This is a genomic window from Methylocystis parvus OBBP (assembly GCF_027571405.1).
In the GTDB taxonomy this organism is placed as follows: domain Bacteria; phylum Pseudomonadota; class Alphaproteobacteria; order Rhizobiales; family Beijerinckiaceae; genus Methylocystis; species Methylocystis parva.
This window is the reverse complement of the sequence record NZ_CP092968.1, coordinates 1,250,162-1,276,950: the sequence shown is the minus strand read 5'-3', so window position 1 is coordinate 1,276,950 and position 26,789 is coordinate 1,250,162. Positions and strand designations below refer to the sequence as shown.

The 26,789-nt window shown below is 65.7% G+C and carries 20 protein-coding genes; 13 read left to right on the top strand and 7 right to left on the bottom strand.

Annotation, left to right across the window (positions count from 1 at the left end; all coding sequences use genetic code 11):
• The first annotated feature begins 200 nt into the window (after nt 1-200).
• Both MMG94_RS06315 and MMG94_RS06310 read left to right on the top strand, forming a co-directional pair.
• Nucleotides 201-1,709, top strand: a complete 1,509-nt coding sequence (locus tag MMG94_RS06315; RefSeq protein ID WP_016917884.1) for a Do family serine endopeptidase — start codon at nt 201-203, stop codon at nt 1,707-1,709.
• 183 nt (nt 1,710-1,892) lie between these two features.
• Nucleotides 1,893-2,576, top strand: a complete 684-nt coding sequence (locus MMG94_RS06310; protein WP_026015949.1) for a response regulator transcription factor — start codon at nt 1,893-1,895, stop codon at nt 2,574-2,576.
• Between the two features lie 12 nt (nt 2,577-2,588).
• Here the strand turns inward: MMG94_RS06310 and MMG94_RS06305 are convergent, their stop codons facing one another.
• Complete coding sequence (locus tag MMG94_RS06305; RefSeq protein ID WP_016917882.1) at nt 2,589-3,038, bottom strand: hypothetical protein; 450 nt, start codon at nt 3,036-3,038, stop codon at nt 2,589-2,591.
• A 119-nt stretch (nt 3,039-3,157) separates the two neighbouring features.
• Here MMG94_RS06305 and MMG94_RS06300 point away from each other — a divergent pair, with 119 nt between their 5' ends.
• Nucleotides 3,158-4,597 (top strand): sensor histidine kinase, encoded by a 1,440-nt coding sequence (locus MMG94_RS06300; protein WP_016917881.1) that lies wholly within the window; start codon nt 3,158-3,160, stop codon nt 4,595-4,597.
• Here the strand turns inward: MMG94_RS06300 and MMG94_RS06295 are convergent.
• On the bottom strand, nt 4,498-6,915 hold the full coding sequence (locus MMG94_RS06295; RefSeq protein ID WP_016917880.1) for a sensor histidine kinase: 2,418 nt from the start codon (nt 6,913-6,915) through the stop codon (nt 4,498-4,500). The two genes, MMG94_RS06300 and MMG94_RS06295, sit on opposite strands and share 100 nt — an antisense overlap.
• A gap of 236 nt (nt 6,916-7,151) precedes the next feature.
• A complete protein-coding gene (gene pepN, locus MMG94_RS06290) occupies nt 7,152-9,800 on the bottom strand; it encodes an aminopeptidase N (protein ID WP_016917879.1) in 2,649 nt (882 codons plus the stop codon).
• A gap of 245 nt (nt 9,801-10,045) precedes the next feature.
• Here pepN and MMG94_RS06285 point away from each other — a divergent pair, with 245 nt between their 5' ends.
• The 3 genes from MMG94_RS06285 to MMG94_RS06275 are packed head-to-tail and all read left to right on the top strand — an operon-like array spanning nt 10,046 to nt 15,601.
• Entirely contained in the window at nt 10,046-11,179 is a 1,134-nt protein-coding gene (locus MMG94_RS06285) for an efflux RND transporter periplasmic adaptor subunit (protein WP_016917878.1), read from the top strand.
• Nucleotides 11,180-11,189: 10 nt separating this feature from the next.
• Nucleotides 11,190-14,300 carry an efflux RND transporter permease subunit gene (locus tag MMG94_RS06280; protein WP_016917877.1) on the top strand — a complete coding sequence of 1,037 codons (3,111 nt, stop codon included), beginning with the start codon at nt 11,190-11,192 and terminating at the stop codon, nt 14,298-14,300.
• A complete protein-coding gene (locus tag MMG94_RS06275; RefSeq protein WP_016917876.1) occupies nt 14,297-15,601 on the top strand; it encodes a TolC family protein in 1,305 nt (434 codons plus the stop codon). The genes MMG94_RS06280 and MMG94_RS06275 overlap by 4 nt, the downstream gene beginning before the upstream one ends.
• Nucleotides 15,602-15,621: 20 nt before the next feature.
• Here the strand turns inward: MMG94_RS06275 and MMG94_RS06270 are convergent, their stop codons facing one another.
• Both MMG94_RS06270 and MMG94_RS06265 read right to left on the bottom strand, forming a co-directional pair.
• Nucleotides 15,622-16,839 (bottom strand): DUF5666 domain-containing protein, encoded by a 1,218-nt coding sequence (locus MMG94_RS06270; protein WP_016917875.1) that lies wholly within the window; start codon nt 16,837-16,839, stop codon nt 15,622-15,624.
• Complete coding sequence (locus MMG94_RS06265) at nt 16,836-17,696, bottom strand: DUF6502 family protein (RefSeq protein WP_016917874.1); 861 nt, start codon at nt 17,694-17,696, stop codon at nt 16,836-16,838. The genes MMG94_RS06270 and MMG94_RS06265 overlap by 4 nt, the downstream gene beginning before the upstream one ends.
• A gap of 112 nt (nt 17,697-17,808) precedes the next feature.
• Between MMG94_RS06265 and MMG94_RS06260 the strand changes: the two genes are divergently transcribed.
• From MMG94_RS06260 to MMG94_RS06250, 3 genes are all read left to right on the top strand, one after another.
• Entirely contained in the window at nt 17,809-18,024 is a 216-nt protein-coding gene (locus tag MMG94_RS06260; RefSeq protein ID WP_016917873.1) for a hypothetical protein, read from the top strand.
• A gap of 113 nt (nt 18,025-18,137) precedes the next feature.
• On the top strand, nt 18,138-19,544 hold the full coding sequence (locus MMG94_RS06255) for a glycosyltransferase family 4 protein (protein WP_016917872.1): 1,407 nt from the start codon (nt 18,138-18,140) through the stop codon (nt 19,542-19,544).
• Nucleotides 19,545-19,553: 9 nt separating this feature from the next.
• Nucleotides 19,554-19,697 (top strand): hypothetical protein, encoded by a 144-nt coding sequence (locus tag MMG94_RS06250; protein ID WP_016917871.1) that lies wholly within the window; start codon nt 19,554-19,556, stop codon nt 19,695-19,697.
• Between the two features lie 66 nt (nt 19,698-19,763).
• Here the strand turns inward: MMG94_RS06250 and MMG94_RS06245 are convergent, their stop codons facing one another.
• The gene (locus tag MMG94_RS06245) at nt 19,764-21,278 is read right to left on the bottom strand and encodes a hypothetical protein (RefSeq protein WP_016917870.1); all 1,515 of its coding nucleotides are present in this window, start codon (nt 21,276-21,278) and stop codon (nt 19,764-19,766) included.
• Between the two features lie 170 nt (nt 21,279-21,448).
• Nucleotides 21,449-22,321 carry an alpha/beta fold hydrolase gene (locus MMG94_RS06240; protein WP_016917869.1) on the bottom strand — a complete coding sequence of 291 codons (873 nt, stop codon included), beginning with the start codon at nt 22,319-22,321 and terminating at the stop codon, nt 21,449-21,451.
• Between the two features lie 168 nt (nt 22,322-22,489).
• Here MMG94_RS06240 and MMG94_RS06235 point away from each other — a divergent pair, with 168 nt between their 5' ends.
• From MMG94_RS06235 to lexA, 4 genes are all read left to right on the top strand, one after another.
• A complete protein-coding gene (locus MMG94_RS06235) occupies nt 22,490-23,455 on the top strand; it encodes an acetyl-CoA carboxylase carboxyltransferase subunit alpha (protein WP_016917868.1) in 966 nt (321 codons plus the stop codon).
• A 202-nt stretch (nt 23,456-23,657) separates the two neighbouring features.
• Nucleotides 23,658-24,827 carry a L,D-transpeptidase family protein gene (locus MMG94_RS06230; protein ID WP_016917867.1) on the top strand — a complete coding sequence of 390 codons (1,170 nt, stop codon included), beginning with the start codon at nt 23,658-23,660 and terminating at the stop codon, nt 24,825-24,827.
• Between the two features lie 298 nt (nt 24,828-25,125).
• A complete protein-coding gene (locus MMG94_RS06225; RefSeq protein ID WP_016917866.1) occupies nt 25,126-25,935 on the top strand; it encodes a sulfotransferase family 2 domain-containing protein in 810 nt (269 codons plus the stop codon).
• 128 nt (nt 25,936-26,063) lie between these two features.
• Nucleotides 26,064-26,777 (top strand): transcriptional repressor LexA, encoded by a 714-nt coding sequence (gene lexA / locus MMG94_RS06220; protein ID WP_016917865.1) that lies wholly within the window; start codon nt 26,064-26,066, stop codon nt 26,775-26,777.
• The last annotated feature ends 12 nt before the right edge of the window (nt 26,778-26,789 follow it).

The window sequence follows — 26,789 nt, the reverse complement described above, 5'->3', positions numbered from 1 at the left end:
CCTTTCGCCGCGCCTCCCTCGCGCGCAAGCAGGCGCGCGGCCGCTTGTATTCCTTAACGACGCTGCTGCTTCGCCTTACGAAAGTTTCATCCGCCGGCCATTGGACGGCAAGCGCCGCGCCTCCATCTTCCACATGCAGGCGGCGACGGCGGCTCCCAGCCTCCTCCTAGCCGTCGCCGCAAGAATGGAGAGTTTTTCAAATGCATCATCCGATTTTTGCGCAGAGCCGCCGTAAGCCGGCGCAGGGTCGCCGCTACGCTTCGCGCTTCGCGCTGATGGGCGCGGCCGCTGCGCTCGCCTTTGGCGCGAGCGTCGGCGCGCCCATTCGCCCCGCTTTCGCCGAGGCGCCGTCCTCGGTCTCGGTTGCGCCGATGGGGCCCGCCTCCTTCGCCGACGTCGTGGACCATGTGAAGGGCGCCGTCGTCGCGATCAAGGTGAAAGGCTTCGAAGAGTCGCAAAACCCCTTCGAAGGCCAGGGCGAGTTATCGCCCGACGATCCGATGTATAAATTCTTCAAGCGTTTCGGCGAGACGCCGCAAAAGCGCATGACGCAGTCGCAGGGTTCGGGCTTCATCATCAGCCCCGACGGCTATGTCGTCACCAACAACCATGTCGTCGAACACGCCAATGAGGTGGAGGTCGCGCTCGAGGACGGACGCACGCTCACAGCCAAGGTGATCGGCACCGACAAGCGCACGGATCTTGCGCTGCTCAAGGTCAATGACGGAAACAAGCTGCCTCACGTCGAATGGGCGAGCGCGCAGCCGCGCGTCGGCGATTGGGTCATTGCGGTCGGCAATCCCTTCGGCCTCGGCGGCTCGGTCACGGCGGGCATCGTCTCGGCGCGCGGCCGCGACATCGGCGCCGGCCCCTATGACGACTTCCTGCAGATCGACGCGCCGGTGAACCGCGGCAATTCGGGCGGCCCCGCCTTCGATACGCGCGGCAATGTCGTCGGCGTCAATACGGCGATCTATTCGCCTTCGGGCGGCTCGGTCGGCATCGGTTTCGCCATTCCGGCGGAGGTCGCCAAGGACGTCGTCGCGGCGTTGAAGGACAAGGGCGCCGTGTCGCGCGGCTGGATCGGCGTCAAGATCCAGCAGGTGACGCCGGAAATCGCCGAAAGCCTCGGGCTGAAGTCCAGCAAGGGCGCGCTGATCGCGCAGCCGCAGAAGGGCGCGCCGGCCGACGCCGCGGGCCTGAAGGCGGGCGACGTCATCACGGCCGTCAATGGCGAGAAGATCGAGACGCCGCGCGAACTGGCGCGCAAGATCGCCGCCATGGGGCCGAACAAGTCGATTGATCTGACCTTCGTCCGCAACGGCTCGGAGAAGAGCGCGAAGCTCACGCTCGGGAAGCTGCCGGAAGAGAGGGAGGCGCGGGCCGACGACGAGGATACGGGCGCGACCGGCCACGCCAGCGTGGCGAGCCTCGGCGTCGAGGTGGCGCCGGCTTCGGAAGTCCGCGGCGCGGGCGGCGAAGGCCTCTATGTGACGGATATCGATCCCAACGGCGCCGCCGCCCAGAAAGGTCTGCGCCGGGGCGACGTGATCGTCGAGGTCGGGGGCCAGGCCGTGAATTCGCGGGCCGACCTCTCCAACGCCATTGACGGGGCGCGCAAGGAAGGCCGCCGCTCGGTGCTGCTGCGGGTGAAATCGGCGGACGGCGCTAAATTCATCGCGGTGCCGGTGCGGCAGAGCGCCGGATAGCCGGCGAATTGACGAGATAGGCTTCTTGCGACGCGGACCGCGAGACTGCACCCGCCCGCAGACGGTCCCCCGCAAAGAAGAGCGGCGGAAAGGCCAGTCCCCTCCTGGCCGTCGCCGTGGGCGGGCCGGCGCGATTTACGCGCCGGCCTGCCTTTTTTTACAAGGTCGGCTATGATGCCAGCGATGCGCATACTTATTATCGAAGACGACAAAGAGGCGAGCGATTATCTCGTCAAGGCTTTCCGCGAGCAGGGCCATGTCGCCGACCATGCGGCCGACGGGCTCGAAGGCTACGCCGCGGCGCAGGAGGGCGATTACGACGTGCTGATCGTCGACCGCATGCTGCCGAAGATGGACGGGCTTTCGCTCATCTCCAGCCTGCGCGAGCAGAAGATCGAGACGCCGGTCCTGATCCTCTCCGCTCTCGGCCAGGTGGACGACCGCGTGAAGGGGCTGCGCGCCGGCGGCGACGATTATCTCCCCAAGCCCTACGCTTTCTCGGAGCTGCTGGCCCGCGTCGAAGCGCTGGTGCGCCGCCGGGTCGGCCCGCGCGGCGAGGAGACGCATTACCGCGTCGGCGATCTGGAGCTCGATCGCCTCTCGCACAAGGTGATGGTCGCGGGCCAGGAGATTGTGCTGCAGCCGCGCGAATTCCGCCTGCTGGAATATCTCATGAAGCATGCGGGGCAGGTGGTGACGCGCACCATGCTGCTGGAGAATGTCTGGGATTACCACTTCGATCCGCAGACCAACGTCATCGACGTTCACATCTCGCGCCTGCGCGCCAAGATCGACAAGGGCAGGGAGAACCCGCTCCTGCATACGATACGCGGAGCGGGTTACATGATCAGGGACGGAATGCGGTGATGCGCCGGTCCGTCACCACCAGCCGCCCCAGCCCCATCCGGGACCCCAGCCGCCGCCCCAGCCCCATCCGCCATAGCCCCAGCGCGGCGCGGTGGCGGCGGCGAGGCCGGCTCCCATAATGCCGAGCGCCGCGCCGGCGAACATCGCCCCGGCCGGATCGTAGCCATAGCCGTAATAGGCCGGATAGCCGTAATAGACGCGGCGGTAATAGGAACGATAGCCCCAATGGCGGTGGCGGTAAGGCCGGTAGTAGCCCCAGGACCGGTAGTGCGGCCGCCAATAGCCGTGGGGGCGATACCCCCAGCGCCGGTAGTAATAGACATTCGTGGCAGGCCCGCTGAGGCCGACGACGGAGGGCGGCGCGACGCTCATCGGCCCGGCGAGGGCCTCGGGCGGGAGAGAGGACAGGGCGGTCGCCCCGCTGAGCGCCGCTAGAATCAGGGTTTTCAAGTTCTTGCGCATCTTCGTCTACCTTGGGTTGACCCTCCAGAACCAACGCGGCGCGCGCTCGTTTGGTTCCGCTTGGGCCGCCCGGCGAAAAATCGCAAGGTAAACGCCATATCGGGACGGAAGCGGCGGCTATGGCCGACCGGCGGCATGGGGACGCGCAATTGCTCAACTCGAAACTCGGCAAGCTCTTCCGGACGACGGCTTTTAAACTGTCGCTCGCCTATCTCGTCCTGTTCTCGATCGGCGCGGGGCTCGTGCTGACGCGCGTCGGCGCGCGGGTGAAGGAGGTGCTCGACGAGCAGATCGAGCAGACGGTCGAGGCGGAGATCCGCGCGCTCTCGGAGCAATATGCGCAAGGCGGGCTGCATCAGCTCACCACCGCGCTTGAGCGCCGCGTGCGCGCGCCGGGCGGTTCGCTCTATCTGCTTACGACGCATTCGGGCGAAGTCATCGTCGGCAATATCGAGCCGCCGACAACGGCGCCGGCTGGCGGTTCGCAACTCGTCGAGACGCCCTATCAGCGCCGCGGCGAGCCGGGCGTCGAGCATCCGGCCCTGTTGCGGCTCTTCCTGATCCCGGGCGGCTTCCGGCTGCTGATCGGCCACGACATCGAGGATCATCAGGTGTTGCGCGACATTCTGCGCCGCGCGCTCGGCGTGTCGCTGTTCTGGCTTGCGCTCGTCGGCGCGCTGGGCGGCCTCTTCGTCGCGCATCGCATGCTGGAGCGCGTCGACGTGATGTCGGCCTCAGCGCGCCGCATCATGGCGGGCGATCTGCACGAACGTCTCGCAGTGTCGGGCGCGGGCGACGAGCTCGATCGCCTCGCCGAGAATTTCAACGCCATGCTCGAGCGGATTTCCGAACTGATGACCGGTCTGCGCGAAGTCTCCGACAATATCGCGCATGACCTCAAGACGCCGCTGACGCGCCTGCGCAACCGAGCCGAGGCGGCGCTGCGCGGATCGTCCAATAATGGCGAGCACAGAGAGGCGCTCAACGCCGTCATCGAGGAGTCGGACAGTCTCATCCGCGTCTTCAACGCGCTGTTGATGATCGCGCGCGCCGAAGCGGGCTGTTCGACCGACAATCTCGTCGCCTGCGACGCCGACGCGGTGGTGAGCGACATTGTCGAGATGTACGAGCCCGTCGCCGAGGAGCAGGGCGTCGAATTGCAGGCGAAGACGGAGCCGGGCCTTTGCGTCACCGGTAGCCGCGAGCTTCTCGGACAGGCGGTCGTCAATCTGGTCGACAACGCGCTCAAATATGGCGCGTCGGGCGAGAAGCCGAGAATCGACGTCTCGGCGAAGCGCGTCGGCGACCGCATCGAGATCGCGGTCGCGGACCATGGTCCCGGCATTTCGCCGCAGGATCGCGAACGCGTGATCGGACGTTTCGTGCGGCTGGAGAATTCGCGGTCGCGGCCCGGCTCGGGCCTCGGCCTCTCAATGGCGGCGGCAGTCGCCCGCCTTCATCACGGCGCCCTGCGGATCGAGGACAATGCGCCGGGCTTGCGCGTGGTGCTGTCGCTTCCCGCGACGCGCGCAACTGTTTCGAGGGAGCGCGCGGCGTAGGCCGGCGGCGCGGCCTTCGCCGGCTGCGTCTCGATCTGCCGCGCGATGAGCGGCGTGACATTGGCGCCCGCGCAATGCGCGCAGGCGAGGCGCATCATCGCCACCGTGCCCATGCCGAGCCGCGAGCGGAAACGCAGCGCGCCGCCATGCAGGTCGACCAGCGCGCGGGCGATGGCGAGGCCGAGCCCCGAGCCCTTCATGCCGTTCTCCATGACGCCGGCGCTCTGCTCGAAGGGGCGGCCAAGCCGCGGCAGGACGCGCGGATCGATGCCGCGGCCCGTATCTTCGATGAAGAAGGCGATCGAGGCGCCGTGATGGCGCACGCGCAGGCGCACGAAGCCGCCGGCGTCCGTGAATTTGACGCTGTTCGACAGAAACACGCCAAGCGCCTTGACGATCAGCGCCTCGTCGCCGACGCAGCGCAGCTTCTCGTCGACCTCGACGAGCAGCGTGATCTTCTTTTCCTCGGCGCGGGCGCGCCAGATATTTACCGCCCGCCGCACGGCTTCGGCGACGCTCACCTCGCGCTCGGCGAGGCGAACGAGGCCCGCCTCCAGCCGCGACATGTCGAGAATGTCGGTCAGCACTTCGTTGAGATAGGTCCCGCCCTGACGGACATTGTTGCAATATTCGACATATTTGGGCGAACCGAGCGCGCCGAAGGGCTCGGCGAGCATCATCTCCGTAAAGCCGATGATAGCGTTGAGCGGCGTGCGCAGCTCGTGACTCATATTTGCGAGGAATTCGGACTTGGCGAGATAGGCGGCTTCGGCCTCCGCCTTCTGATGATGATATTGCTCGGCGAGAGTCGCGAGCTGCTGCGCCTGCATTTCGAGCGTCTGGCGCGAGCGGGTGAGGTCGGCGACGGTTCCGGTGAGGCGGCGCTCCGAGTCCTGCAGCTTCTCCTGATTGCGCTTGAGCGCCGTAATGTCGGCGCCGACGGAGACATAGCCGCCGTCCTTCGTGCGGCGCTCGTTGATCTGCAGCCAGCGCCCGTCGGTGAGCCGCGCTTCATAAGTGCGGGCGTCGCCCGCGCGGCTGTCGGCGGAGGAGGTCTCGTGCTGAAGGACGAAAGCGGTGCGGCGCGCCATGATGTCGCCATAGGTCGCGCCCGGGGGAGCGGATTCCGGCGCAAGCCCGTGAAGGTCCAGAAATTTCGAGTTGCACACGACGAGGCGGTTCTGCGCGTCCCACAGCACGAAGGCTTCGGAGATGGCGTTGATCGCGTCACGCAGGCGCATATTGGCCGTAGCGGTGTGTTGCGCGAGCGCCTTCTGCTCGGAGATGTCGACGGCGATGCCGACGAGATGCAGGCCCGCGTCTCGGGCGTCGTCGACGAGTTGCGCGCGGGCGCGCAGCCAGATCCATTGGCCGTTGGCGTGACGGGCGCGGAACTCGTGATCGACGCTTTTCGTGCGCGACGTCGAAACCATCTCGGCGATCACCGAGAGATCGCCGTCATGCGGGTGAATCAAGGCGTTGAGCTCGCTGAAGGAGAGACAGCGCCGCTCGGCCTGAAGGCCGAGCATTTCATACATGGAGTCGGACCAGTAGATGCGGCCGCGCGCAATGTCCCAATCCCACAGGCCGCAGCGTCCGCGCGACAGCGCCGTGTCGAGCCGCGAGCGAATATAGGCGTTTGCCTGCTCGGCGGCCTGACGTTTCCGCGATTGCCGGAAATAGGCGAACACGACGGCGAGCAGCATGACGGTAGTGAAGGCGAAAACGACCGCATAATGCGCGGCGATGGTGCGCCATTCGCCCAGCACATTGTCGAGCGGATAGATCATCGCCACCTGCCCGTAGGGCGCGGGCAGTTTCTGCACGGTCGCGAGCGCGGGCGTGCCGTCGGCGAGCTTGACGCGCATCACGCCCGCTTTGTCCGCAAATTCGGTCAGCACCTGCTCGGCGCCGAGCACGTCGGAGAGCGTCGCATTTTTGGAGTCGAGCGGCGGGAAGGCGGCTGCGACGTGGCCGTGATCGTCGGTGACGAGAATGCGCCGGCCGCGCGCGGTCGCCCGGCCCGGAAGGATCTTGTTGAGCGGTTCGCCGAGCGACTTCTGCGCGTCGGCTTGAATCTTGTCGTGCAGATCGTGCCAGACGGCGTGCGCGAAGACTTCGAAATCAGCCGTGGCCTCTTCGACGAGCTGATCCTGCATCGTGGTCGTGAGCGTGATCGCGAAAGCCGTGAGCGAGACGAGGCCGATCGCCGAAACGACGAAAGCGACGCGCCTCAGCCAGGGGCTTTCGTCCTTGGGCTCCTTCTCGCCCTCGCCAAGGAAGCGATAGGCGCCCCAAACCGTTTCCGCGTGACTCATCGCACGAGCTGCGGGGCGCGCCATAAAAGAATCTCCGAAATCTGGCGATCTTCGAGCGGGCGGGAAGCGCCCGAATCACCTTCATTCGAATCTTTCGGAGTCGAATTGTCCAGACCTTAATTGCGCGTTAACGCCGCGCTCATTTGGCGCGCGCTCCCGCCCCAGCTTTTGCGAGGGGTGGGTCGAGAGCGGCGCCCGGCGTCCGCGCTTCGCGCAAATTCAGGGCGGGGGCCCGGTTACGAGAGCGCGCGCGTCGCGATGTCTTTCGTGTCGGGCGAAAGATTTCCCTGCGCCGCGATGTGGCGCAGACGTTCTTCGATCAGCCCGCGGCGGCGCGGCTCCAGCGTTCGCCAGGAGCGCAAGGCGGAGAGGAGCCGCGCGGCGAGCTGCGGGTTCTTGGGATCGAGCTCCAGCACAATTCGCGTCAGAAGATCGTAGCCAGATCCGTCGAGCGCGTGAAAGCCGGTGAGATTGGCGTTGGAAAAGGCCCCGATCAGGGAGCGCACCCGATTTGGGTTGGTCAGCGAAAAATCGGGATGGCGCATCAGATCGACGACGCGCTTCGTGGTCGCGGGCTCGGGGATCGTCGCCTGCAGCGAAAACCATTTGTCGAGGACCAGCGCGTCGCCCTTATATTGTTCGTAAAAGGCCGCGAAGGCGGCTTCCCGCGCCTCGCCCCCGAGCAAGGCGAGCAGCGTCAGCGCCCCGAGGCGGTCGGTCATGTTGCCCGCCGCGGCGAATTGACTCCGGGCGAGGGCCGAGCCCTTCTCCGGGTCGCCCGCCGCGACGAGATCGAGCGCCAGAGCCTTGAGCATCCGCCGGCCGGCGCTCGCCGCGTCGGGCGAATAGGGGCCGGCGTCGGAGAGGCGGCGATAGATCGGCTCGGCGTCGGCGCCGAGGGCGCGGCCGATCTCCTCGCGCAATCCGTAGCGCGCCGAAAAGAGCACGTCCGGGTCGACGTCGTGGCCCGCCTCGCGGGCGAGGTCGATTTCGGAGGGCAGGGAGAGCGCCTGCGCCGCGAAAGCGGGATCGGCGTCGGCACCCGCGAGAATGGTCCGCAGCGCCCCGATGAAACCCGGCGCTTGAGGAGTCTGCGCGCCCTTCTTCGCCGCATCGACGCGCGCGAAAATCGCGCGAAGCGCGAGGCTCTGCGCCGCCTGCCAGCGATTGAAAGGATCGTCGTCGCAGGCGAGCAGCTTTTCGAGATCGGCGCTTTCCGGCGCCGGCTCGAGCCGCACAGGCGCGGAGAAGCCGCGCAACGCCGAGACGACCGGCCGCGACGCAACGCCGGCGAAAGTGATCTTGCGCTCGGCGTCCGTGAGTTCGATCAGCCCGCGCGCAAGTTCGTCGGCGCGCGCATCCGGGCTCGCAAGCTCGAGCTTCTCGCCATTCTCGCCGAAGAGGGCGAAGGCGACGGGAACGACCAAAGGCTTCTTCTCGCTCTGTCCCGGCGTCGGCGGCGTATGCTGCTTCAATGTGAGCGAGAAGGTCTTCGCTTGCGGATCGTAAGCGCCTTCGGTCGAAAGGATAGGCGTCCCCGCCTGGCTGTACCACAAAGCGAAATGCGAAAGGTCGCGCCCCGAGGCCTCCGCGAAGCATGAGAGATAATCTTCGACCGTCGCGGCCGTGCCGTCGAAGCGCTCGAAATAAATGTCCATGCCGCGGCGGAAGGTCTCGTCGCCGATCAGCGTGCGCAACATGCGCACGATCTCCGCGCCTTTCTCATAGACGGTCGCCGTGTAGAAATTGTTGATCTCGTGATAGACCTCCGGCCGCACCGGATGGGCGAGCGGGCCGCCGTCCTCGGGGAATTGCGCAAGCCTCAAGCCTCGCACGTCGCCGATGCGCTCGACCGCGCGCGAACGCATGTCGGCGGAGAATTCCTGATCGCGAAAGACGGTGAGTCCTTCCTTGAGGCAGAGCTGGAACCAGTCTCGGCAGGTGATGCGGTTGCCGGTCCAGTTGTGGAAATATTCATGCGCGATGACGCCCTCAATGCCGGCGTAATCGCCGTCCGTCGCGGTCTCGGGCGAAGCGAGCACATATTTGTCGTTGAAGATGTTGAGGCCCTTATTCTCCATCGCGCCCATATTGAAGTCGGAGACGGCGACGATGTTGAAAACGTCGAGATCATATTCGCGTCCGAACTTTTCCTCGTCCCAGCGCATGGAGCGCTTTAGCGCGTCCATGGCGTAGGTCGCACGCGCCTCCTTGCCGTGCTCGACATAGATTGCAAGATCGATCTTCCGGCCGGACATGGTCGTGAAGCTGTCGCGCAGCGCGCCGAGATCGCCGCCGACCAGCGCGAAGAGATAAGACGGCTTCGGGAAGGGATCGCGCCACACGGCGTAATGGCGGCCGTCGGGAAGATTTCCCGATTTGACCGGATTGCCGTTGGAGAGCAGGATGGGCGCCTCGCCTTTGTCTCCTTCGACGCGGGTCGTGTAAACGCTGAGCACGTCCGGCCGGTCGAGGAAATAAGTGATGCGGCGGAAGCCTTCCGCCTCGCATTGCGTGCAATAGGCCGAGCCCGACCGGTAGAGGCCGGAAAGCTGCGTATTGGCCGAAGGGTCGACCCGCGTCTCGATCTCCAGCGTGAAGGGTCCGTCTGGAACCTTCTCCAGCAAGAGATGGTCGGGAGCCGCCGTATAGTCCTGCGGACCGAGCGGGCGGCCGTCGAGTTTGACGCCGACGAGAGTCAGGTCGTCGCCGTCGAGCGACAGGGGCGCGCCGGGCGCGCCTTTCGGATTGCGGCGCAAGGAAAGCGTCGCGACCACTTTGCTCGCCGTCCGGTCGAGGGAAATATCGAGCGCCACGGCGTCGATCAGAAAGTCGGCGGGGCGGTAGTCGACAAGGCGGACAGCGACATTGGCGGGGTGGCGCATGAAATCCTCAAGAAGCGGAAGAATCGTCTCAATGGTCGAATATAAGCGGCGCCAGGCGGTTTGCGACCGGCCTCGTCCGCGCCCAGGGCCTCGAAAATTGACTTTTTTCCTGGGAAAGCGGTCTTAAGGTTTTGTTCACGCTTGAGCGGCCGGGCGTTGGCGGCCAGTATCCACGCGCCGCTCGATGTCGCCGGTCGGGCTTGACCGGCGCCGCTTGCGCTCTAGGTTAGCTCCCATCAAACGATATGCGGCATCATCACCTCCTTCCTCTCATCCTCACCCTCGCTTGCGTTTGTGGGCTGCCCGCGTCGGGCGCGCCGCCAAACGGTCAGGCCGCGAACCAGGACATCCTCGTCAAGCTGACGGAGGAGCAGATTCACGCGGCCGGCGTCGAGACGCAGCCCGTCGAAGCTGAATCGGGCGTCGGCGAGATCGTCGTGCCCGGCGTCGTGTCGGTGCCGCCCCAGCAATTGCGGATCGTCGCCGCGCCGGCGGCGGGTCTCGTCGAGACGCTGCTCGTCGCGCCGGACGAGGACGTGAAGGAAGGCGACCCGATCGCGACGCTGAAATCGTCGGAGCTGGTCGAGGCGCAGCGCGCTTTCCTGCTCGCAATGTCGGAAGCCGCGCTCGCCGTCGAGAAGCTGCGCCGCGACGAGCAGCTCTTCAAGGAGCGGATCATCGCCGAACGGCGGTTGATCGTGACGCGGGCCGAGGCCGCGCAGGCGCGCGCCACGCTCGACGAGCGCGCCCAGATTCTGGCGCTCGCCGGCATGACCGAGCCGGAGATCGCGGCGCTGCGCAAGGACCGCAAGCTGGCCGCCGTCCTGATGGTGCGCGCGCCGCTCGGCGGCACGATCTTGCAGCGCCACGGCACGACGGGCGAACGCGTCGCGGCCTCGGCGCCGCTCGTGACCATCGCCCGGCTCGATCCGATCTGGGTCAATCTCCAGGTGCCGCTCGGCCGCGCCGTCGCGCTCGACAGCGTGGAGCGCGTGCATCTTCCTTCCGCCGGGCTCGACGGCAAGCTGATCCGCGTCGGACGCACGGTCGACTCCGCGACGCAGTCCGTCACCGCGGTGGCCGAATTCAGGCCCGGCCGCAGCCCGTTGCGGCCGGGGCAGGCGCTGACGGCGATCCTCCGCGTGAAGGGCGGCGGCTCCTCGCAATGGCGCGTGCCAGCCGACGCGGTGGTGAGCCATCTCAATCACAGCTGGGTTTTCGTGCGCGTTCCGGAAGGATTTCGCGCCATTCCCGTGACGCTCGTTTCCGAGACGCCGCAATTCGCTTCCGTGCAGGGACCGCTCGCCGTCGGCGAGCGCGTCGCGACGCGCGGCCTTTTGACGCTTCTCGCGGAACTCGCGGAAGCGGAGAGCAAGTGATCGGACATCGATGCTCGAGCGCCTGATCCACTTCTCGCTGCGGCAGCGGCTCCTCACCTTTCTGGGCGCGCTCTTCATCGCGGGCTGGGGCGCGGCGAGCTATCTCAAACTGCCGATCGACGCCTTTCCCGACGTCGCGCCGATTCAGGTGCTCGTCGCCATGCGCGCGCCGGGCCTGACGCCGGAAGAACTCGAAACGCGCGTCACGGCGCCGATCGAGATTGCCGCAAAAGGCATCCCCTCGCTCATCCGCATGCGCTCGACCACGCGTTATTCCGTTGCGCTGATCACTTTCGAATTCGCGGAGGGCGTCGACATCTATTGGGCGCGCGCCCAGGTCAATGAGCGTCTGTCGCAGGTTCTGGATCAACTGCCGGCCGGCGCCGGCGGCGGCTTGGCGCCGATCGTCACGCCGCTCGGCGAAATGCTCATGTTCACCATTGTCGGCGGCAATCTGACGCCGACCGAGCAGCGAAGCCTGCTGGACTTCACGATCCGCCCGGCGCTACGCGGCCTGCAGGGCGTCGCGGACGTCAATGTGCTCGGCGGCTTCGTGCGCACATTCGAGGTCGCGCCGTCGCCTTCCGCCATGGCGGCGCGCGGCGTCACGGTCGGGATGCTCGAGGCCGCGCTCAAAGACAACAACAGGAATGACGGCGCCGGCCGCGTCCGCGACGGCGAGGAGGCGCTGCTGGTGCGCGCCGAAGGCCGGCTGCGCTCGCTCGATGAAATACGCTCCGTCGTCATCGCCGCCCGCGCGACGGGCATCGTGCGCGTCGGCGACGTCGCCGAAGTGCGCTTCGGCTCGCTGCCGCGCAACGGCGTTGTGACGCGCAACGGCACGGATGAAGCCGTCTGGGGGCTCGTGCTCGGCCTGCGTGGCGCGGACGCCCGCACGGTGGTGACGGGCGTGAAGGCGAAGCTCGCCGAAATCGAGCCCCTGCTGCCCAAGGGCGCGAAGCTCGAGATTTTCTACGACCGCAGCGAACTGATCGGCAAAGCCGTCTGGACCGTGCAGAAAGTGCTGATCGAGGCGATCGTCCTCGTCGTGATCCTGCTCGCCCTGTTCCTCGGCAATCTTCGCGCGGCGCTCGTCGTCTCGGTCATTCTGCCGCTCGCGGCGCTCGCCACTTTCGGGGTGATGCGGCTTTGGGGCCTGTCGGCCAACATCATGTCGCTCGGCGGCCTCGCCATCGCCATCGGCCTTCTCGTCGATTGCGCGGTCGTCGTGGTGGAGAATGTCGAACACCGCCTGTCGGAAGCGCATGACGTGACGCTCGCCGACCGCATCTTCATGACGCTCGAGGCGACGAGCGAGGTCGCGACGCCGCTGGCGTCCGGCGTGATCATCATCGTGACGGTCTTCCTGCCGCTGCTCTCGCTCGAAGGGCTGGAGGGCAGACTCTTCGCGCCTGTCGCGCTGACCATCGCCTTCGCGCTCGCTTCCGCGCTGATCCTGTCGCTCACGGTCGTGCCGGCGCTGAGCGCCACCATCTTGCAGCCCGGCCATGCCGACGAGCCTTGGCTCGTGCGCAAGATCGCCGCCGTCTATGAGCCGCTGCTGGAGCGCGCTTTGGCGCGCCCTCTCATCGTGGCGGGGATCGCGCTGGCGGGGCTCGTCGTCGCGGGCGTCGCCTATTCGCGCATCGGCCAGACCTTCATGCCCGTGATGAACGAGGGCACCCCGGTCATCACCATCCGCAAGCATCCGACGATCAGCGTCGCCGTCGCCGCCGAGACGGACCGGCTCATCCAGCGCGAGATCATGGAGAAAGTGCCGGAGGTGAAAGGCATGATGGCGCGGGCCGGCGCCGACGAACTCGGCATCGACCCCGTCGGGCTCAACGAGACGGATAATTTTCTGACGCTCGCGCCCGAGAAGGAATGGCGCGGGCATGGCGTCGACTGGCTCATGGGCGAGATCCGCAAGGTTCTCGACGAGATACCGGGCATCTCCTACGCCTTCTCGCAACCGATCGACATGCGCGTGCAGGAGATGATCATCGGCGCCCGCGGCGACGTCGTGGTCAAGATTTTCGGCGACGACATCAACGAACTGAACCGCCTGACGCGCGAGGTCGCGACGGAGCTGAAGAAGATACCCGGCGCGCGCGACGTGTTCGGCCTGCAGAATGACGGCATGCGCTATCTCACGGCGCGCGTCGATCGTCTCGCGGCGGGACGTTTCGGGCTGAACGCCGGCGAAATTCAGGACGCGTTGCGCGTCTGGGTCGACGGCCAGCAGGTCGGCATCATTCTCGAAGGGCCGATCCGCACGCCGCTCGTCGTGCGCGGATCGGAAACGTCCCGGCGCTCCTCCGTCGATTTCGCCCGCCTGCCGATGGTCTCCAATGACGGCAAGGTCGTCGAGCTGTCGCAGCTCGCCGAGGTGCAGGCCGAGAACGGCCCGATCCAGGTCATTCGCGAGGAGGGGCGGCGCTTCGCGACCGTTCTCGCCAATGTCGAGGGTCGCGATCTCGTCGGCTTCGTCGATGAAGCCAAGGCGGCCGTCGCGCATCATGTGAAGACGCCCAAGGGTTACACATATCGATGGGGCGGGCAGTTCGAGAACCAGCAGCGCGCATCGGCGCGCCTCGCGATCGTCGTGCCCATCGCGCTCGCGATGATCTTCGTGCTGCTCTATTTCACCTTCAATTCCGCTTTGCAGGCGACGCTCGTCTTTTGCAACGTGCCCTTCGCCGCGATCGGCGGCGTTCTCGGCCTCTGGCTCTCGGGCGAGTTTCTCTCCGTGCCGGCTTCGGTCGGCTTCATCGCGCTGATCGGCATCGCCGTGTTGAACGGCGTGGTGCTGATCTCCTACATCAACAAGCTTGTCGGAGAAGGAACGCGCACGGTGCGGGACGCCGTAATGGAAGGCGCGCGGCGGCGCATGCGGCCGGTCATGCTGACCGCCACGATCGCCGCCTTCGGCCTCATTCCCTTCCTTTTCGCGACCGGGCCCGGCGCGGAAATTCAGCGCCCGCTGGCGATCGTCGTCATTGGCGGCCTGATTTCCGCGACCATTCTCACGCTCATCCTGCTGCCGATCCTTTATGATCGTTCGACCGGCTGGCTCCTGCGCGCCAAGCGCGGCCGCCTGGCGCATCGGGTGATCTCATGAGCCTGCGCGCCGCGGCCCTCGCTCTTTCCTTTTGCGCATTCGCCGCGGACGCCGCGGCCGCGCCGAAGACGAGCGGCGCGGTGTCCGTGAAGGGCGGAGAGGGCAATATCGAGAAACGCGGCAAGAAGCCGCTCGGCCATGTGCTGGCGCGCCATCTCGACATGGCGGTGGCGATCGACGCGCAGAGCAAGACGTTGGAGGCGCAGTTGGGCGCGGTGTCGTCGCGCTACGCCACGACGCGTTCGATCACGCCGGGCTCGCCCTATCTCGGCGGCACGCAGCGCAACGCCGTCGGCGGCAATCTGCGCGACTATAACGAGACCGAGGTCGAGGCGGGTCTGCCCTTGTGGCTCCCCGGCCAGCGCGACGCGATGGAGGCGACGGTTTCGACCGGCGTGATCGAGATCGAGGAAAAGATGGGATTGCGCCGTCTGGACGTCGCGGGCCTCCTGCGCGACGCGTGGTGGAACGCCCAACGCGCCGCGCGCGAGGTCAATGTCGCGAAGAGCCGCGTGACGATGGCGCGCGAAATCGGCGCGGACATGACGCGGCGCGTCGAACTCGGCGACGCGGCGCAAGGCGACGCTTTGCTCGCCAAGAACGAATTGCTGGCCGCCGAAACGGAGCTGGCGCAAGCGGAAGGCGCGGAGAAGGTCGCGCGCGTGACCTACGCAGCGCTTACCGGCGGCGCGCCGCCGGACGGCGCGCTGGAGACGGTGAAGCCCGCGGGCGACATCGAGGATCATCCGGCGCTGCGCACGCCGCTCGCCGCCTTGCGCCGCGCCGAGACGCAATTGCAGCTCGTCGAAGCGACGCCGATCGACAATCCCGACATCGGCGTTTTCGGGCGGCAGGAACATAACCGCCAATATTCGACCGATACGTCGCAACCGATCACGGATCAGCTCACCAATGCGACGACGGTGGGCGTGCGGATTCGCATTCCGCTGCCGACCGACGGCCGGCAGGCGCCGCGCCGCGCCGAAGCCGAGGCCGAGATGACGCGCGCGCGCGCCGAATATGAGAAGGCGAAGCGCGTGATCCTCGCCGAGATAAAGGCGGCGCGCGTGAATTTGGCCGCAGCGCGGAAGGCTTCGGGACTCGCCGCCCAGCGTCTCTCCGTCGCCAATGAACAATTCGATCTCTCGCGCAAATCCTTCGCGCTCGGCGAAATCAACGCTTTCGACCTTTACCGCGTCCGGCAGTTGCAGCTCGACGCGCAACGCGCGCAGGCCGCGGCGTCGGTCGCGGTCGGGCAGGCGGCGTCGCGCGTGAATCAGGCGCAGGGCTACGCGCCGTAGCGCGCAAGCCTTGTCGCCGATCAACGGCGGCGCATCCCCGGCGGGTGGAACATCCCGCCAGGTCCCATTCCGCCGGGTCCCGGTCCGCCGGGTCCCGGTCCGCCAGGTCCCATGTCACCCGGACCGCCAAAGCCTCCCGGTCCGCCGGGATCGGGCAAACCGAATCCGCCGCCCGGCCCGAAACCGCCCGGTTCGGCCGGCGCGCCGGGAAGGCTGAATCCGGTTCCGCCGCCGCCCGGCGATGGCGGGGGGGTTTGGTCGGGCGCGGCTTTCGGAGCCTCCTGCTCCATGCGGCGCGGGCCCGCCGCGCCATGCGCGCCGAGCGACTCGGTCGGCTCGAAGGATTGAACGGACCATCCGCCCGCCGGATCGAGCTCGAAGCTCACGACGGCGCGAACGACGCCCCGGAAAGACATGCCGTTCGCGTCTCCAAGGTCGAGACCGCTCGCGGTCGTCACGGTCGAGCCGTAGCGTTCGAGATAGGTTTCCGCGACGAAACGCTCGGCGCCGCGCGGCAGCCAGGGGGCGTCGGCGACATGCGACGCGTCGAGCGTCGCGCCGCGCTGCGCGCCGCGAAGCAGGACGCGGCGACCGAGCATGGACTCCGCGACGCCTTCGAGCCGCTGACCGCCGATTTCGAGCCCTCCATCCTTCGCGCGCGTGACCGTTCCGAGAAGCTGAGCGGCGCCCGGCGCGACAGGCTCGACGAGGCTCGCGACGATCGTCTGGTCGGGCAGGCGCAAACCACTGACGGCGACAAGGCGCCCGACGGCAAGTCCGTCGCTCTTCACGTTCCGCCCGAGTTCGATTTTCTGTCCCAGCACCCGCATTTTTCGATCTGAAACGAATTCGATCGCGCCGACGGCCTCTCGCAGAATATCGAGCTTCTTTGTCGAATACGCGCCGTTCTCGCGCCTTGCGACGAGCGAGACGACATGGCCGATTCGCATCGCTGCCGGATTCGCGGGCTCTCCGTCGATCGTGACCTCCGCATTGGACGGATAGGAGATGCGAAGGCCGTTGACGATGACGCTGCCGAAGCCGCGTATCACGCCGACGACTCCCGTGCCGCCCAATCCGTTGTCGGGATCGGGCATCGGCGAGATATAGCCGGTTCCGCCCAGCCCATTGTCCTTCGGATTCCCGCCGGCCGCGAAAGCGCGCCGCGAAGCGGTCGAGAGCAGAGCGAAGAGCAGCGCGCCGAACTGGCGGCGCGTCGGGCGAACGGGATGCGTCACGGCTGTTTCTCCGCGTCGTCGTCGACGCGTTCGCCCGGCGGCGTTTTTTCACGATAGACGTAAACGCCGAAATTCCAGCGCCACTCGCCGTCCTCGCTGTTCTTTTGCATCGCCTGCGCTTCGCGGTTCGCCGCGAGCAGCGCATTCATCGCCAGTTCGCGCGACAGCGCTTCGAGACGACGCGCCGCGTCCTGCGACAAGCCTTCGTAATGAACCGCGCGCTCCATGAAAGGCGCGGGGCTCGTCGAAATATTGGCGACCGCCGCCGCTATGTGATCGTGGAGGTTCCGGCCGAAATAATAGAGCTGACGCTCGTCGCCCTTGCTCGGCGCAATCGCCGCCTCGGCGAGAACGATCCTTCCCACCGCGTCGACGGTCACGATTTTTCGGTCCAGCCATTCGTCGAGCACCGCGCGCGGCCGAACGTCGCGCGTCACTTCCTCGACGAGAGATTCGAATGTCGGGCCGCTCCCTTCCGATCCGGCGCGGCGTAGCGGAGCCGGCGCGCCGGTCTCGTCGGTAAAGCGTGTGTCGGCCATCCAGAGGGCGACGATCTGGGTCGTGCGGGACACGGCGGCGGGGACCATCCGCACCGGCGCACCGGCGCTTCTCAGACGATGGACCTCCTTGCGGTGAATGCCGGTCAACAGGCTGATCCGGCTGTCCGTCTGCTCCTTGTCAGGCAGGGCGAAATCGTGAACCGCGACATTCACGTAAAGCTCCCGGAGCAGGTCGCAAAGCGCGGGGAAGGTCGTGCCGCAGGAGATGAAGAGGCGCACGAGCGGGCGCAGCAGCCGGGCGACCGGCTGCTGAAGGCGGGCTGCGTCGGGAAGACCTTCATCTCTGGCGTCGGCCATAGACCTCGGTAGCGCGAAAAGAAGTGGGACACAATCCCACACACGGCTTGACGTGAGAAAAAATCCCACGCATAAAATTGACGTGGGAAAAAATCACACACAAGAGGCGACGATGAAGCGCAGGATTTTGTCCATCGAATCCTTTGACCAAATGCGGCCGCCGTCGCCGCCCCGGGCGCATCGGATTCCGGCTTTTCGTCTGGCGATCGTCGTCGCGCTCGCCTCCGTCTTCGTGCTGCTCGCCCGCGCCTCGCATGGAGGCGAGCGGGGCTCGGGCTTCTCCTGCGCAGGGATCGAACGCTGCGCTCCGACGCCTTTGCAGCTTTAGCGGCTCGAGGCCGGCCGCCGCCGCCGTTCCGCCGGTCATCGCCAGGGCCAGAAACATTCACGCGGCCGCGAAGGCGCGCGACGGGACGGCTTTATCTCGCGAAGGGCAAGGACATGCACACGTTCAGCGCTGACGAAAAGAAGATCACGCTTTATCTGGCCGCGCAGGCGCAGCGCGAAAACGCCGAAATGCGCCGGCGGCGGTTCGAGGAATCGGTCGATCCCATCACGACCTTCGCCTATCTTCGCCTCAGAGAGCTTTATTGGACGGTCACCCGATCGCTTGGCCTTTCATTCCTGCACGATGGAGAGAGAAGGCGCCGTCGCCTCAGCATTGTTCGACGCCCGCCGCTCTCAGATGAGACGGCGCTGCAAGTGTCCGCATCGCTGCCGTCGCGCCGAATATTCATCGACGTCACGCCGACGGCGCGATTTGGCGGAAAGACGGGAATCCAGCGCGTTGTGCGTGAGATCGCCAAACGGGCGATCCTGTCTCCCTTCGCCTTGCCGGTCGTGATCCAGAACGGCGCCGTCGTTCCCTATTACGACCATCCGAGCGCGCCGCGCATTCTCGAATTCACCCCGGACGACACGTTCGTTCTGCTCGACGCGTGCTGGGGACTGACGTCCGATTATCTTCCCGTCATCGGCAATCTCGCATCCGCTGGCGGACGTCTCGTCACCGTCATTCACGATCTCATCCCTTTGATTCATCCGCTGTCCGTTTCTCCGGAAATGTCGGAAGTTTTTAAGGAATGGTTCGAAAGACTGGCGCTCGCGAGCGACGCCGTCATTTGCGTTTCGAGAAGCGTCGCGCAGGATTTCATCGACTATGCCTCTCGCGAGCCTGCGGGCGTAAAGCCGGATATTCGCGTGGGATGGTGGCGCCTCGGTTCGGACTTCGCCGATGATGATTTCGGGCTCGTTTCTCCCAAGGTCGAAGCCTTCACGTCGAGACCGACGCCTTTTTTCCTCGGCGTCGGAACGCTGGAGCCGCGTAAGGCGTATCCGGTCGCTCTCGACGCCTTCGAACTGCTGTGGAATGCGGGCGTCGACGCGCGCTACGTCATCATCGGCCGTGCGGGATGGCAGAGCGAAGCGTTGACGCGGCGCATCCGGCGTCACCCGGAATTTGGGCGGCGCCTGCTATGGCTCGACAAGGCGAGCGACGCCGATCTGCGTCATTGCTACGAGCGCGCCGCCGCGCTCGTCTATCCTTCGGCGATCGAGGGCTTCGGGCTTCCGCTCGTCGAGGCGGGACGCCAGGGACTTCCCGTCATCGCATCCGATCTGCCGGTGTTTCACGAACTTGGCGGAAACCACATCGACTACTTCAAGCTCCTCGACCCGGTCGATCTTGCGCAAAAGATCGAACGTCGCCTGTGGATCCCCGCCACGGAAAAAAGGATGCCCGACTATAGTTGGGAGGATTCCGCGAAAAGCCTCGTCGATCTGATACTGCATGACGGATATCAGATGCGGATCGGCCCTCCCGAGCCGTCGCTCGCGGCGCGTGAGTGAGGGCCGGCCATGATCCTCGCGACGCTCGCGAAACTCGCGCATGCCGTCGATGCGATAAGCGAGTCGCTGTCGACGGTCTCCTCCGCTGCGATCGTAGTCGACATACTGTTTTTCGCAGCGATCTTCGCTTCGCTGATCTTTGGAAAGGACTGACGGCGATCCCGCAACGTCGCACGCCGCCCCCGAAGCGGCGACGCGCGTTACGCGCGACGGGTTCCGTCAGGGATTCGCCAGCCCGTTGGCGTTGATGAATTTCACCACGGCCTCTGTCTCGGACGCTGTGCGGCGCGTCGCGGTCGGCTCCAGCGTCCGCCGGAAGAAGGACGGGAACCAGCCGAAGTTCCGCACATTCCATTTTTCCTTCGGAAGGGCGGCGGAATCGACGCCGGGGACGGACGTCTTTTTCAACAAATCCATCGCGCGCCGCGTATCGGTGTGGCAACTCACGCAGTCGGTGTTGAAGAAATGACTGCGATCGGCGTCGGCGACGAGGTCCACGGTCTCCTGGATGGTCGCGACTTTCTTCGGGTCGGAAACGGGAGCGTCGCCCATTTGGAAAAGCGGCGCGGTCGCGAGACCCTTGCGCTGCGCAACCGGTAGGGCGGCCTCTCCGGCGAGCAAAGCGGCGTGTTTGCAGGTGATGGGGTTGAGATTGTTGGGCGCCGGCGTCGGCATGACATGCGTGTCGTCCACGAAGGAAAGGCCCTGCGCGGTTTGCTTGCCGTCGAGGGTGGGGCCGCGCACCGGAATGAATCCGCCATTCGGCAGGGAAGGCACGACGCCCGGCGGCACCGGCGCCATGGCCATGAAGATCCAGGGTTCCGGCGCGGGCGAGGGGAGACCCATCACCGCCATTGCGTTGAGCTTGCCGCCGGAGAGATGGCGCTCCAGCACGGCGGCGAGCGCATCCTTCAAGGGCTTCGCGGTTCGATTGTCGGCGAGCCCGGGATGAACGCCGAGCGGCTTGCCGGCCGTCGTGATCGCGGCGCCGCCGAATTTCCCCGCCGCCAGATCGTCGCGCAAGCCGGCGAAGTCGCGTGCAAGCTTCCGGAACGCCTCCATGTCCGGTTTCTCACGAGCCGAGCAGCCCGTTTCAGCGGGCGCGTCTTTCCCGGCCGAGAAAGTGTAGATCACATGCGCCGCCACATCGTGAACTTCGACGCCGCCATCCGCCTTGCGCGTCACGGGCTGGAGAATGAAGCGCAATTGCGGCGACTGGCCGAACTGGGCGATGATGTCGCTCGTCAGGCCGGGCGCGCCGGGATCGATGCGCAGTCCCGCAATGCGCCAGGACTTGACGTCGTGCGCGCCGGCCGGAAGGCTGATGCGGTGGTCGTTCCCGATCCCCGTCGCGGGGCTTTCCGCATTGGCGATGAACTGCGCGAAGACGGCGGCGGGCCAGATGGCTTCGCGCTTCGTCGCGTCCTTGGGATCAGGCGCGGTGAGATCGGCGATCGCGATCGTCTTATCGAGATCGGCGGCGTTTCTCGGCGGCGGGAAAAGCCAGGAAACGTCATTGGCGGAGAGAGGCGCCTGCGACGGCGCGGCGGTCGCGGGAGCGGCCGGAGCGGGCGCGGGAGAGTCGGTGGCGGCGGTTCTGGCGTGACGGGCGGGCGCATGTCGAAGATGGCGCGCCTGCGCCTCGACCGCAAAAGCGGAAGCCGTCGCGAGCAGCGCTGCGAGCGACAGGGCGCGGACGGCGAAAGCGCGCTTGCTTTTTATAGAATAAATCATGGATGTCGCTCCAATGAACAGTTTTCAAAAATGATGACAACACTGGAGCTTAGCGCCCAAACGCGGCGCGAGGCAAGAGACTTGTGAGACGAAAAGACGCATGTCGTTTCCGACGCCTCGCGTCGCGCCGCGAAACTCGGAGCGCTCGCCGGAACGACATTCGCCTCCCGTCAGGGCTGCGCGTTCAGGAAGATCATTACCCGATCGATCGTCGGCTGATCCAGAAGCAACGGCGCATGGCCCTGGCCGGGGACCGTGTATCTTTGGAGTTGCGGCGCGCGGCGCGCCATCTCGTCGAATATCTCGACGGAAAGGATGTCCGACGTCTCGCCGCGCAAAGCGAGGATCGGAACCCTGGAGAGTTCGGCGTAGGGTTCCCAGAAATCGGCAACCTCCGCTTCGGGCGTGATCTCGTCCAGCGTGTGATTGAGTTGGGGATCGTAGCGAAGCTGAACCTTGCCGTCCTTCTCCTCGAAAGTCTGGCGGGCGAAGGCCTCCCATTGCTCCGGCGTCACGGCCGGAAAGGACGCGCTCATGGCGAAGCGCATCAGCGCCGCGGCGTCTTTCATCTTCTGCAGCGGCGGCATTTTGCCGACATAGCCCTTGATGCGCAGCAGGCCGCTCTTTTCGATCACGGGGCCGATGTCGTTGAGCACGGCCGCGCGGATCGCGCCGGGCCGGGCGCGCGCGATTCGCATCGTATGGAGCCCGCCGCGCGACGTGCCGAAGAAGACGGCCGCCGCGACGCCGGCGTCCGTGAGGACCGAGAAAATATCGTCTTCCTCGATATCGGGATCGTAATGGCGCCAGTCCCTGTCCCATTCGGAACGTCCGCGGCCGCGATAGTCGAGGGCCAGCACGCGGCGCCCCGAGCGCTGCGCGGCCTGCGCGACGAGGACGAAATCGTCCGACGTGCGGGCGAGTCCGGGCAGGCAGACGAGCGGCAGCCGGGTCGAGCCGGGGCAGGGATAATCGGCGTAAAAGAGGCGCAGGCCGTCGCGCGCGGCGACGTAACGGCTCTCGGGCGGGAGGGTCGAGCTCAAGCAAAACGCTCCTTTTTCACGGGGTTCTACACTCTTGGCGCGGCTGTTCAAAATAGCGCCGGCGCGACGCTTGGCTTCCTTGACTTCCGCTCCGGTTGAAGCGAGTTTCCGCGCGCCCGAGAAGGCTGCCGGGCGCCCACTGAATTCGCCCAGGAACCACGCCCGCTCATGCGCTCTTATCTCGACTTCGAAAAGCCCGTCGCTGAACTCGAAACCAAGGTGGAAGAGCTGCGCGCGCTGGCCGAGAAAGGCGAGGGTGTCTCGATCGCCGAGGAGCTGACCAAGCTCGAGGCCAAGGCGGCGAAGGCGCTGGCCGACCTCTACGCCACGCTCACGCCCTGGCAGAAGATTCAGGTCGCGCGCCATCCGCAGCGCCCGCATTTCTCCGATTATATGAAGCATCTCATCGCGGAGTTCACGCCGCTCGCGGGCGACCGGCTCTTCGGCGAGGATTCGGCCATCGTCGGCGGCTTCGGCCGCTTCCGGGGCGAGCCGGTCTGCATTATCGGGCAGGAGAAGGGCTCCGACACGGCGAGCCGCCTGCATCACAATTTCGGCATGGCGCGGCCCGAGGGCTATCGCAAGGCGGTGCGCCTGATGGAGCTCGCCGACCGCTTCGGGCTCCCTGTGATCTCGCTCGTCGATACGGCCGGCGCTTTTCCGGGCATCGACGCGGAGGAGCGCGGACAGGCGGAGGCCATCGCCCGCTCGACCGACGCGTCTCTGGCGCTGGGGGTCCCGAATGTGGCGGTGGTGGTGGGCGAAGGCGGCTCCGGCGGCGCCATCGCCATCGCCGCGGCGAACAAGGTGCTGATGCTGGAGCACGCCGTCTACACGGTGGCTTCCCCCGAAGCCTCGGCGTCGATCCTGTGGCGCGACTCGGCGAAAGCCCAGGACGCCGCGACGAGCATGAAGATCACGGCGCAGGACCTTTTGAAATTCGGCATTATCGACGTGATCGTCTCGGAGCCCGCCGGCGGCGCCCATCGCGATCCCGAGGCCGCCATCGCAGCGGTGGGCGACGCCGTGAACTCGGAGCTGTCGCGACTGACGAATCTCTCCCGCGAGCAGTTGCGCGCCGCCCGGGCGGAGAAGTTTCTCGGCATGGGCCGTAAGATCGACGCGAAGGCGTGAGATAAAAAAGTCACACCTTTCAATTTCGGCGTCCACATGGCGCCACGGACACTTTCTCGTCCAAATCACCCTTTTGTCTGTCCCCGACGAGGAAGAGAGCGACGGCTCTCCTCCCGGTAAGGATTGGGTTACGGAACTGTGTTAGTTTTGCCACAGTTGCGTATTGTGCGCGGGCGCCGGGGCGCAAAGGGGAGCTGAGCGCATGTTGTATCGGGTCTTGAAGCCTGCCGCGGCTGTCGCCGTCTTCGCCGGGCTGTCTCTCGCTTCCTGCCAGGACAGCGGGCTTTCTCAGCGCTCCCTCGCGCCCGTTCCGCCGGAAACGCTTGCGAAAATGGAGCAGATCGGCACGAGCAAAGAATCGCCGATGCTGATCCGCGCCTATAAGAAAGAGGCCGAGTTCGAGATCTGGAAGATGAACGGGGAGGGCAAATATGTCCACCTCAAGACCTTCCCCATGTGCCGCTGGTCGGGTCAGCTCGGGCCCAAGACGCGCGAGGGCGACCGTCAGGTGCCGGAGGGCTTCTATTCGATCACGCCGGCGCAGATGAACCCCAACTCCGCCTATTATCTCTCCTTCAATGTCGGCTATCCGAACCAGCTCGACCGCGCGCTCGGCCATTCGGGCGGCACGATCATGGTGCATGGCGCGTGCTCTTCGGCGGGCTGCTTCTCCATGACGGATGCGCAGATCGCGGAAATCTACGCCATCGCCCGCTCGGCCTTCAATGGCGGCCAGCGCTCGATCCAGATGCAGTCCTATCCGTTCCGCATGACGGCGGAAAATCTCGCCAAGCACCGTCTGGACGCGAATATCGGGTTCTGGAAAAATCTGAAGGAAGGCAACGACCATTTCGAGGTGACGAAGGAAGAGCCGACCGTCGCCTATTGCGGCAGCCGCTACGTCTTCAACGCGCAGGGCGCCGGCCATATGGACCCGCTCTCCGCCTGTCCGCCCCTGAAACACGATCCGAGCCTCATCGCGAGCGTTTCAGCCAAATCGGCGAAGGACGACGAGAAGGTCGCGCAGCTCGCCGAAACCGTGCGGCCGGTCCGCGTCGTCTATCAGGACGGCGGCATGCATCCGAGCTTCCTGGCGCGCGTCGCCGAGGCGAGCCGCCCGGAGGCCCTGGCGGGGCCGACGGAAATCGCGCTGGAAGAAAAGCCCGTGAAGGCCGGCAAGGCCACGCAAATCGCCGCCAAGTCCCCCATCGTGACCATGGCCGCCGCCAAGGCCGCGGCCCAGACGCGCGAGGCCGAGACCACGAGCGTCGCGCAATCGCTCGCGCCGGACGAACGCCGCGAAATGTCCGCGCTTGCTCCCGACGACAGCCCGACCGCGTCGATCAAGAAAGCGCTCGGGATGAAGAAATAGTCTCGAAGCGAAATCAGAAATTCCCGCGCCGCCGCTTTCGAAAGAGAGCGGCGGCGTTTTTATCGCGCGAAGGGATCGGTGCGCCCGACATTTTCACTTCGCGCGGAAGCAGTGCTCTCATCCAGCTTAACTATTGAAATATCATAACAAATCGTTAGTCTCGGGCGCGTCTCTCTCTGAGAGCGATCAAAATTCTCAAGGTTGAAGGCGGCGGCCGCCTTGTGATTCCCGCAAACGCGGCTCGATGAGCGTCGTCATGCGGGGCGGGCGAATCCCAACGATGGAGGACCGTCGATCAATGAGCGGATTTCAAATGGTGGTGTCGGCCATCGAAGACGTGCCGATCGTGCATTGCCATATCCCGCGCACCGGCGGCATGTCCGTCGACTATTTCTTTCGCAACGTTCTCGGAGACGATCACTGTTACCGTCTCGGAACGGATGCGGACTTTATCCGCATCCGGGACCCGAACGATTCCTTTCATGCGTTTCGCTGGAAATATCTATCCGCTCATCTCCCCGCGCGCGAGATCATGACCATTATGGGCGGGCGCAAATTCTTCATGTTCACGATCCTGCGCGATCCCGTCCAGCGCGAGATCTCCGCCTTCAAGAACATCGTCGAGCACAGCTATGTCGAGCATACGCACCCGGTCGGCAATTTCGACGATTATCTGGACATGAAGGAGCGGCTGCAGGAAAAGGACGTGCAACGCGCGCATATCCGCTTGCGCGACGAAGCCTCGGCTTCCAACGATCTCCTGCAATATCTCTCAGCCGGCCATGCGATCGTGACGGTGGAGAAGAATTTCGTGATTCAGGAATATATCCGGGCCACGCTGGGCACCCGTCATGTGATCCAGCCGCATAATATCAGCACGTCCAGTTTCGAACTGACGAGCGAGCAGCGGCGCCGGTTGGAGCCCTTCATCGAAGCCGACATGGCGTTGTATGAGCTTGTGCGCGCGGCCGAGCGGACAGGGAGTTTGCTGAACGACTGGCGCGTGGGCTGGCGCGAGAAGACCGCCGCAGCTCCCGCCATTGCGCAGGACCGGGCGTCTGCGAGGCCCGCGGCCGCTCCCGCCCATATGCCGGGCCCGCATCCTTGAGGCGCCGGCCGAGGCGGCCATATAGCTTCTGTTAACCTCTCCCGCGATAAAGCTTGCGGAACGCACAGCGAACGTCTATAAGATGTTCATGATTTGTTTGTAGCGAGCGGCGTGGCCGGGGGCGGATTATGCTGACGAAAAAGCAGAGCGATCTGCTGCGTTTCATCCACGAGCGGCTCAAGGAATCGGGCGTGCCGCCGTCCTTCGACGAGATGAAGGACGCGCTGGATTTGCGCTCCAAATCGGGCATCCACCGTCTGATTCTCGCATTGGAGGAGCGCGGCTTCATCCGCCGCTTGCCGAACCGGGCGCGGGCGTTGGAAGTGCTGCGTCTGCCGGAATCCGCGACGCCGCGCGGCGGGCCGGGACCGCGGGCGGGTAAGTTTGCGCCCGCCGTCATTCAGGGCAATCTCGGCCGCGTGCGGCCGCTGAGCGAGCGCAGCGAGGACGAGTCGAGCCAGCAAGTTGCGATTCCCGTCATGGGCCGCATCGCCGCAGGCACGCCGATCTCGGCCATCCAGTCGCGCAGCCACACGATCAGCCTTCCGCCGGACATGCTGTCGACGGGAGAACATTTCGCTCTCGAGGTGCGCGGCGACTCCATGATTGAGGCGGGCATTCTCGACGGCGACACGGTCGTCATCAAGAAACAGGATTACGCCGATACGGGCGATATTGTCGTGGCCTTGATCGAAGATGAAGAGGCGACGCTGAAGCGCCTGCGCAAGCGCGGCGCGTCCATCGCGCTCGAAGCGGCGAACCCGGCCTATGAGACGCGCATTTTCGGTCCTGACAAGGTCCGTATCCAGGGCAAGCTCGTCAGCCTGCTGCGCAGATATTGAGTCGGGCGGGGC